This window comes from Streptomyces sp. NBC_00388 (assembly GCF_036061255.1).
Classification (GTDB): domain Bacteria; phylum Actinomycetota; class Actinomycetes; order Streptomycetales; family Streptomycetaceae; genus Streptomyces.
The window spans coordinates 2,630,977-2,649,370 of record NZ_CP107948.1; the positions used below are offsets into that span (position 1 = coordinate 2,630,977).

Sequence of the window (18,394 nt, forward strand, 5' to 3'; positions counted from 1 at the left end):
TCCCATGACCCAGATCCGGATCGGCTCCGCACCCGACTCCTGGGGGGTGTGGTTCCCCGAGGACCCGCTCCAGGTCCCCTGGACCCGCTTCCTCGACGAGGTCGCCGCGTCCGGCTACGAGTGGATCGAGCTGGGCCCGTACGGCTATCTGCCCACGGACCCGGCCCGCCTCGCCGGGGAGACAGCGGCGCGCGGGCTCCGGGTGTCGGCCGGCACGGTCTTCACCGGGCTGCACCACGGGCCCGGCGTGTGGGACGCGACGTGGGCGCATGTCGCCGATGTCGCCGCGCTCGCGCAGGCGGCCGGGGCCCGGCACCTCGTGGTCATCCCGTCGTTCTGGCGGGACGACAAGACCGGCGAGATCAAGGAGTCCGACACGCTCGACGCCGGGCAGTGGGGGCAGCTCACCCGGCTGACCGAGCGTCTGGGCCACGAGGTGCGCGAGCGGTTCGGGCTGCGGATCGTGGTGCATCCGCACGCGGACACCCATATCGACACCGAGGAGAACGTCACCCGCTTCCTGGACGCGACCGACCCGGACGTGGTCTCGCTCTGCCTGGACACCGGGCACTACGCGTACTGCGGCGGGGACAGTGTGCGGCTCATCGAGACGTACGGGGAGCGGATCGGCTATCTGCATCTCAAGCAGGTGGACCCCGCGGTGCTGGCCCAGGTGCGGGCCGAGCAGCTGCCGTTCGGCCCAGCCGTGGCCCGCGGGGTGATGTGCGAGCCGCCGGAGGGCGTCCCGGCGCTGGGACCGGTGCTCGACGCGGCGCGGAAGCTGGGGACCGACCTGTTCGCGATCGTCGAGCAGGACATGTACCCATGCGCGCCCGACCGGCCGCTGCCCATCGCGCGCCGCACCCGCGCGTTCCTCCGCTCCTGCGGGGCCTGACACACCGGCATCCCACGGAGGGCACCGGCCCCGCGGGGGCCGGTGCCCTCCGTGCTTCCGCCGGCCCCGGATCGGTGGCGATTACTCCCGGCACAGACCCCTATGCCCTCATGTGCCGCTTCCGTCACAGCAGTTACCTTCCCGTCACGCATGTCCGCGTTACGCGGCCTTTCCGTCACAGGAGATCAACAGCACCTTCCCTGCCCTCTTCGGACGCCGTTGTCCGGGGAGAGGGTGAATTGATCACCAATGCACAGCTCCGCGACTCCCCCGACGGCTGCCAGGCCGGCGTCGCGCGGCGTGCGGGGAGGTGCTGGTCATGACCGACCGAAAGCTCTGGTCCTACAAGGAGATTGCCGCTCACATCCGGGTACAGACGGACACCGTCCGCTCGTACCGCAAGCACGGCCTGCTGCCACCACCCGATCAGGTGGAGAACGGGAAGCCGTACTGGTACGCGGAGACCATCAGGGTCTGGGTGTCGCGCAGGCCGAGCAACAGAGGCCGCTAGACGGGTCCGCGCGTCGCGTCCGGCTCGCGGCGGACGGCACGCGCCCCGCGCCGCACCGGACGCCGCGGGTCCGCCCCCGGGGCGGCGACACGGCCTCGCGGACCCTCCAGGGCCTTTCGCCCGCATCAGGGCGGGCCCGGACGGCAACACGACGCCGGGGCCCACTGGTCATCAGGAGTCCCTGGCGCACCATGGGGAGGAACGCACATCGCACAGAGGAGAGCAGCATGAGCGCCGAGACAGAGACTTCCCCGCCCGGGGCCGGCCGGTCCGCTCCGGCCGCCCGGGCCACCGAGGCCGCCCCCGCAGCCGGGTGCTGCGGCGGCGGGTGCTGCGGCGGCGGTTCGACCGCCGATGTGGAGGTGGGCTCGGTCACCGCCGTCTACCAGGTGACCGGGATGACCTGCGAGCACTGCGAGGGGGCCATCTCCCTCGAACTCGCCGAGCTCCCCGGCGTCACCGGCGTCACGGCCGTCGCCGCCACCGGGCAGGTGACCGTGGTATCCCGCGCCCCGCTGGACGAGCAGACCGTGCGCTCCGTGCTGGACGAGGCGGGATACGGGCTCCTGGACCGGGCCTGACCCCGCGCTTGGATCCGAACCCGCTCGCCGTGGGGCTCGCGCCGGTCCCCTGCCGGCGCGGGCCCCACCGGATCACGGGCGGCGCCCGCGGGGTCCCGCCGGTCCCGGCCGCGCGGGCGACCTGCCAGGCCGCCGGCCCGGCACACCCGGGGGCCGGATGATCCGGAACGGCACGCGCGGACGGCCGGACCCGCACAGGGGAGAACGCGACGGTTTACGGACACGCGAACCGGGCCCGATCCGGGCCCGTAAGTGGAGATCTCCTGGTGACCGAGGTGTACAGCACCCCAGCGGCAGTTATTGCCATGGCCAACTCTTCGCTGTTCGTAGTGACAAACGGCCCGGAATTGCGTACCTTCACAGGACGTTCACAACGAGATTCACATCACACGTTTTGGGGGGTAACCATTCGGGGGCCCCGAGTGTCTAAGTGAGCGATGCCAAGGATGTCTTGGGGGACGTCCGGCGGAACATCTTGGGGGATGTTCCGGGCAAGCGTTGGCCGGGGCACGTGCCACGGGGAGCTTGAGCGGCCCACCCGTCGTGTACGTACCCCGGCAGACCGCGCCGAGGCAGCAGCGGTGGCATTCAGGTGCCGCCTGCACCCAACAGACGCCCGGACCGGATCCCGTGGGGGGAATCCGCCCGGGGAAACGGGAAGCGCCCCGTATCGTCGACCCGTGGGGGGATCGGCGGCGGGGCGCTTTTCGATCGCTGTGTGAAGGACCGGTGTGTCAGCGGCCTTCGACCGGCGTGAAGTCGCGCAGGACCTCACCGGTGTAGATCTGACGCGGGCGGCCGATACGGCTGCCGGGCTCCTTGATCATCTCGTGCCACTGGGCGATCCAGCCGGGCAGCCGGCCGATCGCGAACAGCACGGTGAACATCTCGGTCGGGAAGCCCATGGCCCGGTAGATCAGACCCGTGTAGAAGTCCACGTTCGGGTAGAGCTTCCGCTCGACGAAGTACTCGTCGGCCAGCGCGTGCTCTTCCAGCTTCAGCGCGATGTCGAGCAGCTCGTCATCCTTGCCGAGGGCCGAGAGGACATCGTGCGCCGCCGCCTTGATGATCTTCGCCCGCGGGTCGAAGTTCTTGTAGACGCGGTGCCCGAAGCCCATGAGCTTCACGCCGTCTTCCTTGTTCTTCACCTTGCGGATGAAGGTGTCGACATCGCCGCCGGACTGCTTGATGCCTTCGAGCATCTCCAGCACCGACTGGTTGGCGCCGCCGTGCAGCGGGCCCCACAGCGCGCTGATACCGGCGGAGATCGAGGCGAACATGTTCGCCTGCGAGGAGCCGACCAGACGCACGGTGGACGTCGAACAGTTCTGCTCGTGGTCCGCGTGCAGGATGAACAGCTTGTCCAGCGCGGAGACGACGACCGGGTCCGGCACGTACTCCTGCGAGGGGACCGAGAAGGTCATCCGCAGGAAGTTCTCCACGTACCCGAGGTCGTTGCGCGGGTAGACGAACGGGTGCCCGATCGACTTCTTGTACGCGTACGCCGCGATGGTCGGCAGCTTGGCGAGCAGGCGGATCGTCGAGAGGTGCCGCTGCTCCTCGTCGAAGGGGTTGTGGCTGTCCTGGTAGAACGTGGACAGCGCGCTCACCACGGACGACAGCATCGCCATCGGGTGCGCGTCACGCGGGAAGCCGTCGAAGAAGCGCTTGACGTCCTCGTGCAGCAGCGTGTGCTGGGTGATCTCGTTCTTGAAGGTCGACAGCTCGTCGACCTTGGGAAGCTCACCGTTGATCAGCAGGTAGGCCGTTTCGAGGAAGCTGGACTGCTCGGCCAGCTGCTCGATCGGATAACCGCGATAGCGGAGGATGCCTTCCTCGCCGTCGAGGTAGGTGATAGCGGATTTATAGGCGGCGGTGTTGCCGTATCCGCTGTCCAGCGTCACCAGCCCGGTCTGGGCTCGGAGCTTCCCGATGTCGAAGCCCTGGTCGCCGACGGTGCTGTCGATCACCGGGTAGGTGTGCTCGTCATCGCCGTACCGCAGTACTACAGCCTTGTTAGCGTTCTCGCTCACGTCATCCCTCACCGACGTAGTGCCTCTTCTTCGAGGTGCCCTGACTGTCTCTACCATCCCCCACTTGGCTCAGCAGAGTGCACTCGGGGTCGCCCGTTGGGCTATTTGGCGGCACTGAGTGCCGCCAACCTGCTTATCCTGCCCTCTTCGCCCCGGTTCCGGAACCCCGGGGTGACGATTCCCATGCTCCGGTGCCCGCGCCGCCTCCCGCCAGTCTGTGGTCCAGCGCGGTGAACCGCCTTCCGGCGGAGACCGTGCGGACCGCCTGGCCGATCGCCTTCCGGGAGCCGACCAGGACGACCAGCTTCCTGGCCCGGGTGACGGCCGTGTAGAGCAGATTGCGCTGGAGCATCATCCAGGCTCCGGTGGTGACCGGGATGACCACCGCGGGGTACTCGCTGCCCTGGGAGCGGTGGATCGTCACCGCGTAGGCGTGCGCGAGCTCGTCCAGCTCGTCGAAGTCGTACACCACCTCCTCGTCCTCGTCGGTGCGGACCGTCAGCTTCTGGTCCTCCGGGTCGAGGGCAGTGACCACGCCCACCGTGCCGTTGAAGACCCCGTTGGCACCCTTGTCGTAGTTGTTGCGGATCTGGGTGACCTTGTCGCCGACCCGGAAGACCCGGCCGCCGGACCGCTTCTCGGGCAGGCCCGGACGGGCCGGGGTGATCGCCTGCTGGAGCAGCCCGTTGAGCGTGCCCGCTCCGGCCGGGCCGCGGTGCATCGGGGCCAGCACCTGGATGTCACGGCGGGGGTTCAGCCCGAACTTCTGCGGGATGCGGCGGGCCGCCACGTCGACCGTGAGCCGCCCGGCCTCCTCCGTCTCGTCCTCCACGAAGAGGAAGAAGTCCGGCAGCCCCTGGGTGACCGGTTGCACGCCGGAGTTGATCCGGTGGGCGTTGGTGACCACCCCGGACTGCTGGGCCTGGCGGAAGATCCGGGTCAGCCGGACGCAGGGCGCCGGGCTGGTGGCCGAGAGCAGGTCGCGAAGCACCTCACCCGCGCCGACGGACGGCAGCTGGTCCACATCGCCGACGAGGAGCAGATGCGCACCCGGGGCGACGGCCTTGACCAGCTTGTTGGCGAGGAGGAGATCGAGCATCGACGCCTCGTCCACGACGACCAGGTCCGCGTCGAGCGGGCGGTCCCGGTCGTACGCCGCGTCGCCCCCGGGCTTCAGCTCCAGAAGGCGGTGCACGGTGGACGCCTCCGCCCCCGTCAGCTCGGCGAGACGCTTGGCGGCGCGGCCGGTGGGCGCCGCCAGCACCACCTTGGCCTGCTTGGCGCGGGCCAGCTCGACCACGGAGCGGACCGTGAAGGACTTGCCGCAGCCGGGTCCGCCGGTGAGGACCGCGACCTTCTCGGTGAGTGCGAGCCGGACCGCCGCCTGCTGTTCGGGGGCCAGCTCGGCCCCGGTGCGCCCCGCCAGCCAGTGCAGCGCCTTCTCCCAGTCGACGTCGCGGAAGGCCGGCATCCGGTCCTGCTCGGTGCGCAGCAGCCTGACCACCTGGGAGGCGAGGGAGATCTCGGCCCGGTGGAAGGGGACCAGATAGACCGCGGTGACCTGCTCCTCGCCGCCCTCAGGTCCCGGCACCCGTTCCCGTACGACGCCCTCATCGGCGGCCAGCTCGGCCAGGCAGTCGATGACCAGGCCGGTGTCGACCTGGAGCAGCTTCACGGCGTCGGAGATCAGCTGTTCCTCGGGGAGGAAGCAGTGCCCCTGGTCGGTGGACTGGGAGAGCGCGTACTGGAGACCGGCCTTGACGCGCTCGGGCGAATCGTGCGGGATGCCGACGGCCTGGGCGATGCGGTCGGCGGTCAGGAAACCGATGCCCCAGACGTCGGCGGCCAGCCGGTACGGCTCGTTCCGTACGACGGAGATCGAGGCGTCGCCGTACTTCTTGTAGATCCGGACGGCGATGGAGGTGGAGACCCCGACCCCCTGGAGGAAGATCATCACCTCCTTGATCGCCTTCTGCTCCTCCCAGGCCGCGCCGATCATCTTCGTCCGCTTCGGCCCGAGCCCCGGCACCTCGATGAGGCGCTTGGGCTCCTGCTCGATGACGTCGAGCGTCTCCAGGCCGAAGTGGGTGGTGATCCGGTCGGCCATCACCGGGCCGATGCCCTTGATGAGCCCCGAGCCGAGATAGCGCCGGATGCCCTGGATGGTGGCGGGCAGGACCGTCGTGTAGTTCTCCACGGTGAACTGCTTGCCGTACTGGGAGTGCGAGCCCCAGTGGCCCTCCATGCGCAGCGACTCGCCGGGCTGGGCGCCCAGCAGCGAGCCGACGACGGTCAGCAGGTCGGATCCGCGGCCGGTGTCGACACGGGCGACCGTGTAGCCGTTCTCCTCGTTGGCGTAGGTGATCCGCTCCAGGACCCCTTCCAGCACTGCCATGTTGGACATGGGGCGACGTTACCGCCGCGGTCCGACAGCGGACCGCGGGGATCCGGAGCGATGCGGTCCGGCCGCCCCGACCGCCGCGCGCCGTGAGGCCCGCCGCGCGCCGTGAGGCCCGCCGGGACCGGCCGGCCCGCGCGGTCACGATCGGATTACGGAGTGCCGGGTTCCTCTTGACCGCTCTGCATGTAATCGATTCCAATCACCCGTGTAATCGATTCCATGCGGCCCACAGGGAGGTGGTCCAGCGATGGCGAGCATCAAGGACGTCGCAGCCGGCGCGGAGGTCTCCGTCGCCACGGTGTCCCGGGTACTCAACGGCCATCCGTCGGTCAGGCCCGACACCCGCACCCGGGTGATGGCCGCCGTGGAGGCCCTCGGTTACCGGCCGAACGCGGTGGCCAGATCCCTGCGCACCCAGCAGACCCGCACGCTCGGACTGGTCATCAGCGATGTGCTGAACCCGTACTTCACCGAGCTGGCCCGCTCCGTCGAGGACGAGGCGCGGGCGCACGGCTACAGCGTGATCATCGGCAACGCCGACGAACAGCCCGCCCTCCAGGACCACCACGTCCGCACGCTCGTCGACCGCCGGATAGACGGCCTGCTGGTCAGCCCCACCGACGGGGGCTCCCCGCTGATGCTCGACGCGGTCAGGGCCGGCGTGCCGATGGTCTTCGTGGACCGCTGGATCCCGGGCGTGGACGTCCCCGTCGTACGGTCCGACGGGCGTGGCGCAGTCCGCGACCTGGTGGCCCACCTGTACGCCCTGGGGCACCGCAGACTCGCCATCATCGCGGGCCCGGCCACGACCACCACAGGCAGCGAGCGGGTGGACGCCTTCCGCGAGGCACTGGCCGAGCACGGGCTGCCCCTCCCTGACTCCCGGATCGGGCACGGTGACTTCCAGGCCGCCAGCGGACGCCGGGAGGCGGCCCGGCTGCTGGCGCTCGCCGAACCCCCGGACGTGATCTTCGCCGCCGACAACCTGATGGCGCTCGGCGCGATGGACGCGATCCGCGCCCACGGCCTGCGCATCCCGCAGGACATCGCGCTGGCCGCCTTCGACGACATCCCGTGGTTCGTGCACACCGACCCGCCGATCACCGCCATCGCCCAGCCGACCGGCGAGCTCGGCCGGGCCGCCGTGCGCGCGCTCATCGACCGGCTGGCGGGCCGGGAGCCGCAGTCCGCCATCCTCCCCGCCGAGCTGGTGATCCGGCGCTCGTGCGGCGAACCGCCACCCCCCACCGGGGCCGGCGGAGCCTCGCCCGCCTCCCCCGTGACAGCGCCCGCCACACCCCCGTCCCCCACTCCGAACAGGAGCAACCGGTGAACTCCCCCGACGAGTTGCTGCGTATCGAAGGCATACGCAAGACCTTCCCCGGAGTGGTCGCGCTCGACAGCGTCGACTTCGACCTGCGCCGCGGCGAGGTCCATGTCCTGCTCGGCGAGAACGGCGCCGGCAAGAGCACCCTCATCAAGATGCTCTCGGGCGCCTACCGGCCCGACAGCGGCAGGATCTTCGCCGAGGGCGCCGAGGTCCGCATCCACGATGCGCAGGACGCCGAACGCCTCGGGATCGCCACGATCTACCAGGAGTTCAACCTGGTGCCCGAGCTGACGGTCGCCGAGAACATCTTCCTCGGACGCCAGCCGCGCCGCTTCGGGATGATCGACCGCGCGCGGATGGAGCAGGACGCCACCGGGCTGCTGGCCCGGGTGGGGCTCGACGTCTCGCCCCGGACCAAGGTGCGCGAACTGGGCATCGCCCGGCTGCAGATGGTGGAGATCGCCAAGGCACTGAGCCTGGAAGCACGCGTGCTGATCATGGACGAGCCGACCGCCGTGCTCACGTCCGGCGAGGTGGAGAAGCTCTTCGGGCTGGTCCGCACGCTGCGCGAGAGCGGCGTCGGCATCGTCTTCATCACCCACCATCTGGAGGAGATCGCCGCACTCGGCGACCGGGTCACGGTGATCCGGGACGGCCGCAGCATCGACCAGGTGCCCGCCGACACCCCCGAGGACGAGCTGGTCCGGCTGATGGTGGGCCGCAGCATCGAGCAGCAGTACCCGCGGGAGCGCCCCGCCGCCGGCCCGGACGCCGGCCCCGGCGAGCCCGGCGGCGCCGCGCCGCTGCTCTCCGTACGCGGCCTCGGCCGGGACGGCGTCTTCCACGACATCAGCTTCGAGGTGCGCGCCGGTGAGGTCGTCGGCATCGCCGGGCTCGTCGGGGCCGGCCGGACCGAGGTGGCCCGCGCGGTCTTCGGCGCCGACCCCTACGACACCGGCACCGTCGACGTCGTCGGCAGACGGCTCCCCCGGCACGACGTGAACGCGGCGATGGGCGCCGGGATCGGCCTGGTCCCCGAGGACCGCAAGGGCCAGGGCCTGGTGCTCGACGCCTCGGTCGAGGAGAACCTCGGCCTGGTCACGCTGCGCTCGGCCACCCGCGCGGGCCTCGTCGACATCAAGGGCCAGCAGGCCGCGGCCGCCCGCGTCGCCGGGCAGCTCGGCGTACGCATGGCCGGGCTCGGCCAGCATGTGCGCACCCTGTCGGGCGGCAACCAGCAGAAGGTCGTCATCGGCAAGTGGCTGCTCGCCGACACCAGGATCCTGATCCTGGACGAGCCGACGCGCGGGATCGACGTCGGCGCCAAGGTCGAGATCTACCAGCTCATCAACGAGCTGACGGCGTCCGGCCACGCGGTCCTGATGATCTCCAGCGATCTCCCCGAGGTGCTCGGCATGAGCGACCGGGTGCTGGTGATGGCACAGGGCCGGATCGCCGGGGAACTTTCCGCGCACGAAGCGACCCAGGACGCGGTGATGGCACTCGCCGTCAGCGCGCCCGCCCCGGCGCAGAGCAAATCCACCCACTCCCATGGCGAAGTGAAGGAAGCAGAGGGTTCCCGTGACCACTGACACGCTCAAGAGCACTACGGGCGCCAGTGGCGCCCCGGCACGGACGGCCCGCCGCCTCCTGCTCGACAACGGCGCGCTCAGCGCCCTGGTGGTCCTGGTGGTGGCGATGTCGCTGCTCTCCGGTGACTTCCTGACCACCCAGAACCTGCTCAACGTCGGCGTGCAGGCCGCCGTGACCGCGATCCTCGCGTTCGGCGTCACCTTCGTCATCGTCTCGGCGGGCATCGACCTCTCGGTCGGCTCGGTGGCCGCGCTCTCCGCGACCGTACTGGCGTGGACGGCGACCTCCGAGGGGATACCCGTCTGGATCGCGGTGATCCTGGCGGTCGCGACCGGCATCGCCTGCGGCCTGGTCAACGGTGTGCTCATCTCGTACGGCAAACTCCCGCCGTTCATCGCCACGCTTGCCATGCTCTCCATCGGCCGCGGTCTCTCACTGGTCATCTCGCAGGGCAGCCCGATCGCCTTCCCCGGCTCGGTCTCCACACTCGGTGACACGCTCGGCGGCTGGCTGCCTGTGCCGGTCATCGTGATGATCGTGATGGGGCTGATCACCGCGCTGATCCTGGCCCGCACCTACATCGGCCGCTCGATGTACGCCATCGGCGGCAACGAGGAGGCGGCACGCCTCTCCGGGCTGCGGGTCAAGCGGCAGAAGCTCGCCATCTACGCACTCTCCGGCCTCTTCGCCGCCGCAGCGGGCATCGTCCTCGCGTCGCGGCTCTCCTCCGCGCAGCCGCAGGCCGCCAACGGGTACGAGCTGGACGCCATCGCCGCCGTCGTCATCGGCGGGGCCAGCCTGGCGGGCGGTGTCGGCAAGGCGTCCGGCACCCTGATCGGCGCACTGATCCTGGCCGTGCTCCGCAACGGCCTCAACCTCCTCTCGGTGTCCGCCTTCTGGCAGCAGGTAGTGATCGGCGTGGTCATCGCCCTGGCCGTGCTGCTCGACACGCTGCGCCGCCGCGCCGGGTCCGGTGCGGGCGCCGGTTCCGCCGGTGCGGGCACCGGTTCCGGCGGGCCGGGCGGCAAGGGCAGGCAAGCGGCGAAGGCGGGCATCGCCGTCGTCGTGGTCGCGGCCGTCGTGGGCGCCGTCTCCTACGTCAACTCCGGTTCCTCGTCGACCGCCCGGACCAAGGTCGGGCTCTCGCTCTCCACCATGAACAACCCCTTCTTCGTCCAGATGAAGGCGGGCGCCCAGCAGGAGGCCAAGGCGGAGCACGTCGATCTGACCGTCACCGACGCACAGAACGACGCCTCCCAGCAGGCCAACCAGATCGAGAACTTCACCAGTGCCGGTGTCAAAGCCATGATCATCAACCCGGTGGACTCGGACGCCGCGGCCCCCTCCGTACGCGCGGCCGACAAGGCCGGCATCCCGGTGGTCGCGGCCGACCGCGGTGTCAACAAGGCCGACACCGCGACGCTCGTGGCGTCCGACAACATCGCGGGCGGCAAGCTCGCCGCGAAGACCCTCGCGGAGAAGCTCGGCGGCAAGGGCAGGATCGTGGTGCTCCAGGGCACCGCGGGCACCTCGGCCAGCCGTGAGCGCGGGCAGGGCTTCGACGAGGGCATCAAGGCCTACCCGGGCATCAAGGTCGTCGCCCGGCAGCCCGCCGACTTCGACCGCACCAAGGGCCTGGACGTCATGACCAACCTGCTCCAGGCGAACCACGGCGTCACCGGGGTCTTCGCCGAGAACGACGAGATGGGCCTCGGAGCGATCAAGGCGCTCGGCAGCAAGGCGGGCACCTCGATCCCGGTGGTCAGCTTCGACGGAACGCCCGACGGGCTGAAGGCCGTCGAGGCGGGCACGCTGTACGCCACGGTCGCCCAGCAGCCCGCGGAGCTCGGCAGGCTGGCGGTCCGGAACGCGCTCAGGGCCACGCACGGCAAGAAGGTCGGCAGCATGGTGAAGGTGCCGGTCAAGGTCGTCACCAAGAAGAACGCAGCCGACTTCTCCTGACGGGCCGCCGGCCCTGTCATCGCCCTCTTTCGAAAGCAGGACAGAGATGTACGACTACGACCTGCTGGTCGTAGGGTCGGCCAACGCCGACCTGGTGATCGGCGTCGAACGCCGCCCCGCCCCCGGCGAGACCGTGCTCGGCTCCGACCTGGCGATCCATCCGGGCGGCAAGGGCGCCAACCAGGCGGTGGCCGCGGCACGGCTCGGCGCCCGCAGCGCCCTGCTGGCCCGGGTCGGCGACGACGCCAACGGCCGGCTCCTGCTGGAGTCCCAGAGCGCGGCGGGCGTCGACACCGCCGGCGTCCTGGTCGGCGGTGCGCCCACCGGCGTCGCGCTGATCACGGTGGACCCGTCGGGCGACAACAGCATCGTGGTCTCCCCCGGTGCCAACGCCCGGCTCACTCCCGCCGACGTCCGCGCTGCGGGCAGCCTGTTCGCGTCGGCCGGAGCCGTGTCGGCGCAGCTGGAGATCCCGCTGGAGACGGTCGCCGAGGTGGTCAGGGTGCTGCCGTCCGGGACCCGGTTCGTACTGAATCCGTCCCCGCCGCAGCCGCTGCCCGACGAGATCCTCGCGGCCTGCGACCCCCTGGTGGTCAATGAGCACGAGGCCAGGACGGTGCTGGGCGACACGGCGGGCGACTCCCCTGAGGAGTGGGCGCGGGCGCTGCTCGCGCTCGGCCCGCGCTCGGTGGTGGTCACCCTGGGCGCCGAGGGCGCGCTGGTCGTGGACGGCCGCACGGGGACGAGCGCGCATGTGCCGAGCCTGAAGGTGGAGGCCGTGGACACCACCGGTGCGGGCGACGCCTTCACCGCCGCGCTGGCCTGGCGGCTGGGCCTGGGCGACGATCTGGCGCAGGCCGCCGCGTTCGCCGCCCGGGTGGGTGCGACCGCGGTCACCAGGCCCGGCGCGCAGGAGTCCTACCCGACTGCGGACGAGGTGCGCCCGGAATGAAGAAGTCGGGAATCCTCAACCGCCATCTGGCGGGCGCCCTGGCCGAGCTGGGCCACGGCGACGGTGTCCTGATCTGTGACGTGGGGATGCCGGTCCCGTCCGGCCCCCGCCTGGTGGATCTCGCGTTCCGGGCCGGTACCCCTTCGTTCGCCGAGGTGCTGGACGGGCTGCTGGCCGAACTGGTCGTGGAGGGTGCGACGGCCGCGCACGAGGTACGGGAGGCGAACCCGGCGACGGCGGAACTGCTGGACGCCCGCTTCCCGGACCTGCGGCTGGTCCCGCACGACGGCCTCAAGGAGCTGTCGGCGGGCGCCCGCCTGGTGGTCCGCACGGGCGAGGCCCGGCCGTACGCGAACGTGCTGCTGCGGTGCGGGGTCTTCTTCTGACCACGCGGTGCGGGGCCCTCTCCTGACCGGAGGAGGTGCCGAGAGGGCCCGGTCCACCGGACCGGGCCCCCGCCGCATTCCCCTCCCCTGTGACCAGAGCTCCACGTTTCCCCCCGGATACGTCCCCCTGAAGCCCTGTACGCCACCTACGACTTCCGTCACGGCGGAAGGGTTGTACGGCTGCGGGGAGTAGTTTTCCCGCACTCTGCGGCTGCCGACCCGGCACGGGCCGCGCGATGCGCTCGCCCGTGCGGTCCTGTCCGGTCCGCTACAGCGCGTACCGGACGAATCGCCCGGCTGTCTCCCGCAGCAGCTGCACCCCGTCCCGCGCCCACAACTCCTCGTTGAAGAGCTCGACTTCGACCGGGCCCGTGTATCCGGCCGCGTCCACCCGCTCGCGCCACTCCCGCATGTCGACCGACCCGTCGCCGATCTGGCCGCGGCCGTTCAGGACCCCGGCGGGCAGCGGGGTGACCCAGTCCGCCAGCTGGAAGGTGCAGATGCGGCCCGCCGCGCCCGCACGGGCCACCTGCGCGGGCGCCTGGTCGTCCCACCAGATGTGGTACGTGTCGACGGCAACGCCCACCTGGTCGGCGGGGAAGCGCTCCGCCAGGTCCAGGGCCTGCGTCAGGGTCGAGACCACACAGCGGTCCGCCGCGAACATCGGGTGCAGCGGTTCGATCGCGAGGCGCACTCCGCGCTCGGCCGCGTACGGGCCGAGTTCGGCCAGTGCGTCCGCGATGCGTTCGCGTGCGCCGTGCAGGTCCTTCGAGCCCGCCGGGAGCCCCCCGGAGACCAGCACCAGGGTGTCCGTGCCCAGGGCCACCGCCTCGTCGACCGCCGTACGGTTGTCCGCCAGCGCCTCGGCCCTCTCGGCCGGGTCGATCGCGGTGAGGAAGCCGCCCCGGCAGAGCGTGGTGACGGACAGCCCCGCGTCCCGTACGAGTGCCGCTGCCGCCGCGACGCCGTACCGCTGCACCGGTTCACGCCACAGCCCGACCCCGGGGACGCCCAAGTCGGTGCAGGCCGAGACCAGTTCCGGCAGGGTGAGCTGCTTCACGGTCATCTGGTTGATGCTGAAGCGGGTGAGGTCCATGGTCACTGGGGTACTCCGCCCACAGTCAGCAGGGACTTCATCCGGCTCTCGGCGAGCGCCGGGTCGGGGAAGAGACCCAGCCGGTCGGCCAGTTCGTACGCCCGCGCCAGATGGGGCAGCGAGCGTGCGGACTGGAGGCCGCCCACCATCGTGAAGTGCGACTGGTGCCCGGCGAGCCAGGCGAGCAGGACCACACCCGTCTTGTAGAAGCGGGTCGGCGTCCGGAACAGATGACGGGACAGCTCGACCGTCGGGTCCAGGACGTCCCGGAAACCCTGGGTGTCGCCGGTGTCCAGGACCCGGACCGCCTCGGCGGCCAGCGGGCCGAGCGGGTCGAAGATCCCCAGCAGGGCATGGCTGAAGCCGCGCTCGTCGCCCGCGATCAGCTCGGGGTAGTTGAAGTCGTCGCCGGTGTAGCAGCGGACCCCGTCCGGCAGTCTGCGGCGCAGCTCCACCTCGCGTTCGGCGTCGAGCAGCGACACCTTGATGCCGTCGACCTTGTCCGGGTGGGCCGCGATGACATCGAGGAAGGTGTCGGTCGCCGCGTCCAGGTCCGGGGAGCCCCAGTAACCGTCGAGCGCCGGGTCGAACATCGGGCCGAGCCAGTGCAGGATGACCGGCTCGGCGCACTGGCGCAGCAGATGCCCGTAGGTCTCCAGATAGTCGTCGGGGCTCTTCGCGGCTGCCGCCAGCCCGCGGGAGGCCATCAGGATGGCCTGCGCGCCCGTCTCCTCGACGACGCCGAGCTGGTCCTCGTACGCCGCGGCGACCTGGTCAAGGGTGACCTCGCCCGGCGGGAGCTGGTCGGTGCCGACGCCGCAGGCGATGGCCCCGCCCGCCGACCTGGCCTCGGCCGCGGACCTGCGGATCAGCTCCGCCGCGACCGGCCAGTCCAGGCCCATGCCGCGCTGTGCGGTGTCCATGGCCTCCGCCACCCCGAGCCCGTGGGACCAGAGGTGGCGCCGGAAGGCGAGGGTGGACTCCCAGTCCACGGCGGCCGGCCCGTCCGGCGGGACATCGGCGTACGGGTCGGCGACGACGTGCGCGGCGGAGAAGACCGTACGGGAGGCGAGCGGCGCGCCGCCCGGTGCGAAGGGGGCGGGCTCGGTGCGGGGCGTGTAGGCGTACGTACCGCCGGCGTGCGGACCGCCATCGGGTGCGCCCGCGCGCGGAAGCAGGATCGTCACAGCGAGATCTCCGGAACGTCGAGACGGCGGCCCTCGGCGGACGACTTGAGTCCCAGCTCGGCGAGCTGCACTCCGCGCGCGCCGGCCAGCAGGTCCCAGTGGTACGGCTCGTCGAGCACGATGTGGCGCAGGAACAGCTCCCACTGGACCTTGAAGCCGTTGCCGAAGTCGCCGTTGTCCGGGACCTCCTGCCACTGGTCACGGAAGGAGTGGGTGGCGGGCAGGTCCGGGTTCCAGACCGGCTTCGGGGTGGCGCTGCGGTGCTGGACACGGCAGTTGCGGAGGCCGGCGACGGCCGAGCCCTCCGTGCCGTCGACCTGGAACTCGACCAGTTCGTCGCGGTTGACGCGTACCGCCCAGGAGGAGTTGATCTGGGCGACAGCGCCGCTCTCCAGCTGGAAGACGCCGTAGGCGGAGTCGTCGGCGGTCGCCTCGTACGGCTCGGACCGCTCGTCCCAGCGCTGCGGGATGTGGGTGGCGGTGAGGGCCTGGACGGAGGTGACGCGGCCGAACAGCTCATGCAGGACGTACTCCCAGTGCGGGAACATGTCCACGACGATGCCGCCGCCGTCCTGTGCGCGGTAGTTCCACGAGGGGCGCTGGGCCTCCTGCCAGTCCCCCTCGAAGACCCAGTAGCCGAACTCGCCGCGAATGGAGAGGATCTCGCCGAAGAAGCCGCCGTCGATGAGCCGCTTGAGCTTCAGCAGGCCCGGCAGGAACAGCTTGTCCTGGACCACGCCGTGCTTGATCCCGGCGGCCGCGGCCAGCCGCGCCAGCTCCAGGGCGCCGTCCAGGCCGGTCGCGGTCGGCTTCTCGGTGTAGATGTGCTTCCCGGCCGCGATGGCCTTCCGCAGCGCCTCCTCGCGGGCGGAGGTGACCTGGGCGTCGAAGTAGATGTCGATGGACGGGTCCGCCAGCACGGCGTCGAGGTCGGTGGACCACTCGTCGAGCCCGTGCTTGCCGGCCATGGTCCGGAGGGCGTGCTCACGGCGGCCGACCAGGACGATCTCGGGCCAGAGCACCGTGCCGTCACCGAGGTCCAGGCCACCCTCCTCGCGGATAGCGAGCAGGGAGCGGACCAGGTGCTGGCGGTAGCCCATCCGGCCCGTCACGCCGTTCATGGCGATCCGCACTGTCTTACGTGTCACGAAAGGTCCCTCCACACGGTCATAGCAAGCGCTTTCTACGCGGTATGAAGCTAACCTGCGCACACCGGCCCGGACAAGAGGCGCGGACAGGCGCACAGGGTCGCGATCACCTGACAGGAGATGCGGGCGAGTGGCACGGAGGCAGAAATGACAGCGACGCTCTCGGACGTCGCGGCCCGCGCACGGGTCTCCCCGGCGACGGTCTCGCGCGTGCTCAACGGCAACTACCCGGTGGCGGCGGCCACCCGGGAGCGGGTCCTGGCGGCCGTGGACGAGCTGGACTACGTGCTGAACGGGCCCGCGAGCTCGCTCGCCGCCGCCACGTCCGATCTGGTCGGCATCCTGGTCAACGACATCGCCGACCCGTTCTTCGGCATCATGGCGGGCGCGGCCCAGTCCGAGATCAGCGGCCAGGAGGGCAGCGGGCGCGCGGGCGGCGAGAAGCTGGCCGTCGTCTGCAACACCGGCGGCTCCCCGGAGCGTGAGCTGACCTACCTCACACTCCTCCAGCGCCAGCGCGCCGCCGCGGTGGTGCTGACGGGCGGCGCCATCGAGGACCCGGAGCACACCGCAGCGGTCTCCGCCAAACTCGCGAAACTGGCCGACGCGGGGACGCGGGTCGTGCTCTGCGGGCGCCCCCCGATGCCCGGCAGCGAGTCCGTGGTGGCCGCGCTGACCTTCGACAACCGGGGCGGCGGACAGCGGCTCACCGAGCACCTGCTGACGCTGGGACACCGGCGGATCGGTTACGTGGCAGGCCCCACCGAACGGACCACGACCCGGGACCGCCTGGAGGGCCACCGGCTGGCCCTGGCGGCGGCCGGCCTGCCCGACGGCCGGGACGGACTCACCGTCCACGGCCCCTACGACCGCGGCTCCGGCTACCACGCGACTCTCGAACTGCTGCGAAGAGAGCCGGGGTTGACGGCGATCGTGGCGGCGAACGACACCGTTGCCCTGGGCGCCTGCGCGGCGCTGCGGGAGCGGGGCCTGCGGATCCCCGAGGACGTCTCGGTGGCCGGTTTCGACGATCTGCCGTTCTCGGTGGACGCGGTACCGGCCCTGACCACGGTGCGGCTGCCGCTCCACGAGGCGGGGGCGCGGGCGGGCCGGCTGGCGATGGGCCGGGAGGCGGTCCCGAAGGGCGGGGCCGCTGTGGTGCGGGGCGAGCTGGTGACCCGGGCGTCGACGGCTCCGCCCGGGCGGTGACGGGGGCGGCCCTGCGCCGCCCGGGGCGGTGAGCGGCTCCCTCCGCGAGGCGCGCTACCGGGAACGGCTGCCGTGGACCAATGATGACCTGGCACCAGCAGGCAGGATCTGCGGGAATCAGGGCAAGCGGAACCAGACCAGTCGGAACCAGCAGCAGCGACACATCAGACGGAACTGCCGGAGCGCCCGGAGTCGGAGCCGGCGGCTCGGCCTTCAGGAAGGAACAGTGCGTTGAAATTCGCGTTCTCCACCCTCGGAGTGCCAGGAATCACCGTCCCGGACGTGGTGCGGCTCGCAGCGGACAGCGGCTACCAGGGGGTCGAACTGCGCGCCCACGCCGAGGAGGCGCTGCACCCCGGCACCGGGCTGCGGGAACGGAAGGCTGCCGCCGAGGAGTTCGCCGGCGGCGGCGTCGAGATCCTCGGGGTGGCCGGATACGTACGGGTGGCGGCGCCCGGCGACGACAAGCAGATCGAGGGCGACCTCGCCGAACTGGTCTTCCTCGCCGCCGACCTCGGCGCCCCGTTCGTCCGGGTCTTCCCCGGCGGTGGCGGTCAGGAGCCGGCCGAGGCCGACGCGGCCGCCGCACGCAGGCTGGGAGCGGCGGCCGAGGTCGCCGCCGACAAGGGCGTACGGATCCTGCTCGAAACCCATGACTCGCACCGCACCGGCGCCGACGCGTCCCGGGTGCTGGGCCCGGTCGGCCACCTCAACGTCGGGGCGCTCTGGGATGTCATGCACACCTGGCTGGGCGGTGAGACCCCGGCGGCGAGCCACGCCGTCCTCGCCCCGCACCTCGGCTACACGCAGGTCAAGGACATCGCGTCGGCCGAGGACACCACCCCGCTGGCGCTCGGCGCCGGGGTGCTGCCGCTCGGGGAGTGTGTGGAGCTGCTCGCGCCGGACCAGGGGTGGCTCTGCTGGGAGTACGAGAAGCGCTGGTACCCGGAGGCGGCCGGGCTGCCGGGGCTGCTGACGGCGGGCCGTGAGTACCTGGAGCAGCTGCTGGCCGGGGGCGCGGCCCCCACGGCGCGGTAGCGGGTCCGGTCCGGCGCGGGGCCACCGTCCCGGCGCGGGCCTCTCCGCCACAGGCCGTGGCGGGCGGGCCCC

General features: G+C 71.4%; 15 protein-coding genes. 10 read left to right on the plus strand and 5 right to left on the minus strand.

Features of this window, described 5'->3' with window-relative positions:
* The first annotated feature begins 4 nt into the window (after positions 1–4).
* The 3 genes from OG917_RS11910 (at position 5) to OG917_RS11920 (ending at position 1,987) form a co-directional block, all read left to right on the plus strand.
* On the plus strand, positions 5–895 hold the full coding sequence (locus OG917_RS11910; RefSeq protein ID WP_328317546.1) for a sugar phosphate isomerase/epimerase family protein: 891 nt from the start codon (positions 5–7) through the stop codon (positions 893–895).
* Positions 896–1,214: 319 nt separating this feature from the next.
* On the plus strand, positions 1,215–1,406 hold the full coding sequence (locus tag OG917_RS11915) for a helix-turn-helix transcriptional regulator (protein WP_328317547.1): 192 nt from the start codon (positions 1,215–1,217) through the stop codon (positions 1,404–1,406).
* Between the two features lie 227 nt (positions 1,407–1,633).
* Complete coding sequence (locus tag OG917_RS11920) at positions 1,634–1,987, plus strand: heavy-metal-associated domain-containing protein (protein ID WP_328317548.1); 354 nt, start codon at positions 1,634–1,636, stop codon at positions 1,985–1,987.
* Between the two features lie 734 nt (positions 1,988–2,721).
* Here OG917_RS11920 and OG917_RS11925 read toward each other — a convergent pair.
* Both OG917_RS11925 and recD2 read right to left on the minus strand, forming a co-directional pair.
* Positions 2,722–4,020, minus strand: a complete 1,299-nt coding sequence (locus OG917_RS11925) for a citrate synthase (RefSeq protein ID WP_328317549.1) — start codon at positions 4,018–4,020, stop codon at positions 2,722–2,724.
* Positions 4,021–4,153: 133 nt separating this feature from the next.
* On the minus strand, positions 4,154–6,424 hold the full coding sequence (gene recD2, locus OG917_RS11930; RefSeq protein WP_328317550.1) for an SF1B family DNA helicase RecD2: 2,271 nt from the start codon (positions 6,422–6,424) through the stop codon (positions 4,154–4,156).
* Between the two features lie 244 nt (positions 6,425–6,668).
* Between recD2 and OG917_RS11935 the strand changes: the two genes are divergently transcribed.
* From OG917_RS11935 to rbsD, 5 genes are read left to right on the plus strand one after another with little or no spacing between them, the layout of a single operon-like run.
* Positions 6,669–7,754 carry a LacI family DNA-binding transcriptional regulator gene (locus OG917_RS11935; protein WP_328317551.1) on the plus strand — a complete coding sequence of 362 codons (1,086 nt, stop codon included), beginning with the start codon at positions 6,669–6,671 and terminating at the stop codon, positions 7,752–7,754.
* The gene (locus OG917_RS11940) at positions 7,751–9,343 is read left to right on the plus strand and encodes a sugar ABC transporter ATP-binding protein (RefSeq protein WP_328317552.1); all 1,593 of its coding nucleotides are present in this window, start codon (positions 7,751–7,753) and stop codon (positions 9,341–9,343) included. The genes OG917_RS11935 and OG917_RS11940 overlap by 4 nt, the downstream gene beginning before the upstream one ends.
* Positions 9,333–11,306 carry an ABC transporter permease/substrate-binding protein gene (locus OG917_RS11945; protein ID WP_328317553.1) on the plus strand — a complete coding sequence of 658 codons (1,974 nt, stop codon included), beginning with the start codon at positions 9,333–9,335 and terminating at the stop codon, positions 11,304–11,306. The genes OG917_RS11940 and OG917_RS11945 overlap by 11 nt, the downstream gene beginning before the upstream one ends.
* Before the next feature lie 46 nt (positions 11,307–11,352).
* The gene (locus OG917_RS11950) at positions 11,353–12,258 is read left to right on the plus strand and encodes a ribokinase (protein WP_328317554.1); all 906 of its coding nucleotides are present in this window, start codon (positions 11,353–11,355) and stop codon (positions 12,256–12,258) included.
* Positions 12,255–12,644 carry a D-ribose pyranase gene (gene rbsD / locus OG917_RS11955; RefSeq protein WP_328317555.1) on the plus strand — a complete coding sequence of 130 codons (390 nt, stop codon included), beginning with the start codon at positions 12,255–12,257 and terminating at the stop codon, positions 12,642–12,644. The genes OG917_RS11950 and rbsD overlap by 4 nt, the downstream gene beginning before the upstream one ends.
* A 268-nt stretch (positions 12,645–12,912) precedes the next feature.
* On the opposite strand, the gene OG917_RS11960 is transcribed toward rbsD, so the two are convergent.
* The 3 genes from OG917_RS11960 to OG917_RS11970 are packed head-to-tail and all read right to left on the minus strand — an operon-like array spanning position 12,913 to position 16,075.
* Positions 12,913–13,740 carry a sugar phosphate isomerase/epimerase family protein gene (locus OG917_RS11960; protein ID WP_328317556.1) on the minus strand — a complete coding sequence of 276 codons (828 nt, stop codon included), beginning with the start codon at positions 13,738–13,740 and terminating at the stop codon, positions 12,913–12,915.
* A gap of 2 nt (positions 13,741–13,742) precedes the next feature.
* Positions 13,743–14,927 carry a dihydrodipicolinate synthase family protein gene (locus OG917_RS11965; protein WP_443058945.1) on the minus strand — a complete coding sequence of 395 codons (1,185 nt, stop codon included), beginning with the start codon at positions 14,925–14,927 and terminating at the stop codon, positions 13,743–13,745.
* Positions 14,924–16,075, minus strand: a complete 1,152-nt coding sequence (locus tag OG917_RS11970; RefSeq protein ID WP_328317557.1) for a Gfo/Idh/MocA family protein — start codon at positions 16,073–16,075, stop codon at positions 14,924–14,926. The genes OG917_RS11965 and OG917_RS11970 overlap by 4 nt, the downstream gene beginning before the upstream one ends.
* 147 nt (positions 16,076–16,222) lie before the next feature.
* Here OG917_RS11970 and OG917_RS11975 point away from each other — a divergent pair, with 147 nt between their 5' ends.
* Both OG917_RS11975 and OG917_RS11980 read left to right on the plus strand, forming a co-directional pair.
* Positions 16,223–17,284, plus strand: coding sequence for a LacI family DNA-binding transcriptional regulator (locus tag OG917_RS11975; protein ID WP_328317558.1), 1,062 nt, complete (start codon positions 16,223–16,225; stop codon positions 17,282–17,284).
* Positions 17,285–17,515: 231 nt separating this feature from the next.
* Positions 17,516–18,322 (plus strand): sugar phosphate isomerase/epimerase family protein, encoded by an 807-nt coding sequence (locus OG917_RS11980; RefSeq protein WP_328317559.1) that lies wholly within the window; start codon positions 17,516–17,518, stop codon positions 18,320–18,322.
* Positions 18,323–18,394: the final 72 nt, after the last annotated feature.

What these genes read in the sequence shown, in the direction of transcription:
- OG917_RS11950 (WP_328317554.1), top strand. Translation starts at nt 11,353, where the DNA reads ATGTACGACTACGACCTGCTGGTCGTAGGGTCGGCCAACGCCGACCTG.
- OG917_RS11935 (WP_328317551.1), top strand. Translation starts at nt 6,669, where the DNA reads ATGGCGAGCATCAAGGACGTCGCAGCCGGCGCGGAGGTCTCCGTCGCC.
- OG917_RS11915 (WP_328317547.1), top strand. Translation starts at nt 1,215, where the DNA reads ATGACCGACCGAAAGCTCTGGTCCTACAAGGAGATTGCCGCTCACATC.
- OG917_RS11920 (WP_328317548.1), top strand. Translation starts at nt 1,634, where the DNA reads ATGAGCGCCGAGACAGAGACTTCCCCGCCCGGGGCCGGCCGGTCCGCT.
- recD2 (WP_328317550.1), bottom strand. Translation starts at nt 6,424, where the DNA reads ATGTCCAACATGGCAGTGCTGGAAGGGGTCCTGGAGCGGATCACCTAC.
- OG917_RS11910 (WP_328317546.1), top strand. Translation starts at nt 5, where the DNA reads ATGACCCAGATCCGGATCGGCTCCGCACCCGACTCCTGGGGGGTGTGG.
- rbsD (WP_328317555.1), top strand. Translation starts at nt 12,255, where the DNA reads ATGAAGAAGTCGGGAATCCTCAACCGCCATCTGGCGGGCGCCCTGGCC.
- OG917_RS11960 (WP_328317556.1), bottom strand. Translation starts at nt 13,740, where the DNA reads ATGGACCTCACCCGCTTCAGCATCAACCAGATGACCGTGAAGCAGCTC.
- OG917_RS11975 (WP_328317558.1), top strand. Translation starts at nt 16,223, where the DNA reads ATGACAGCGACGCTCTCGGACGTCGCGGCCCGCGCACGGGTCTCCCCG.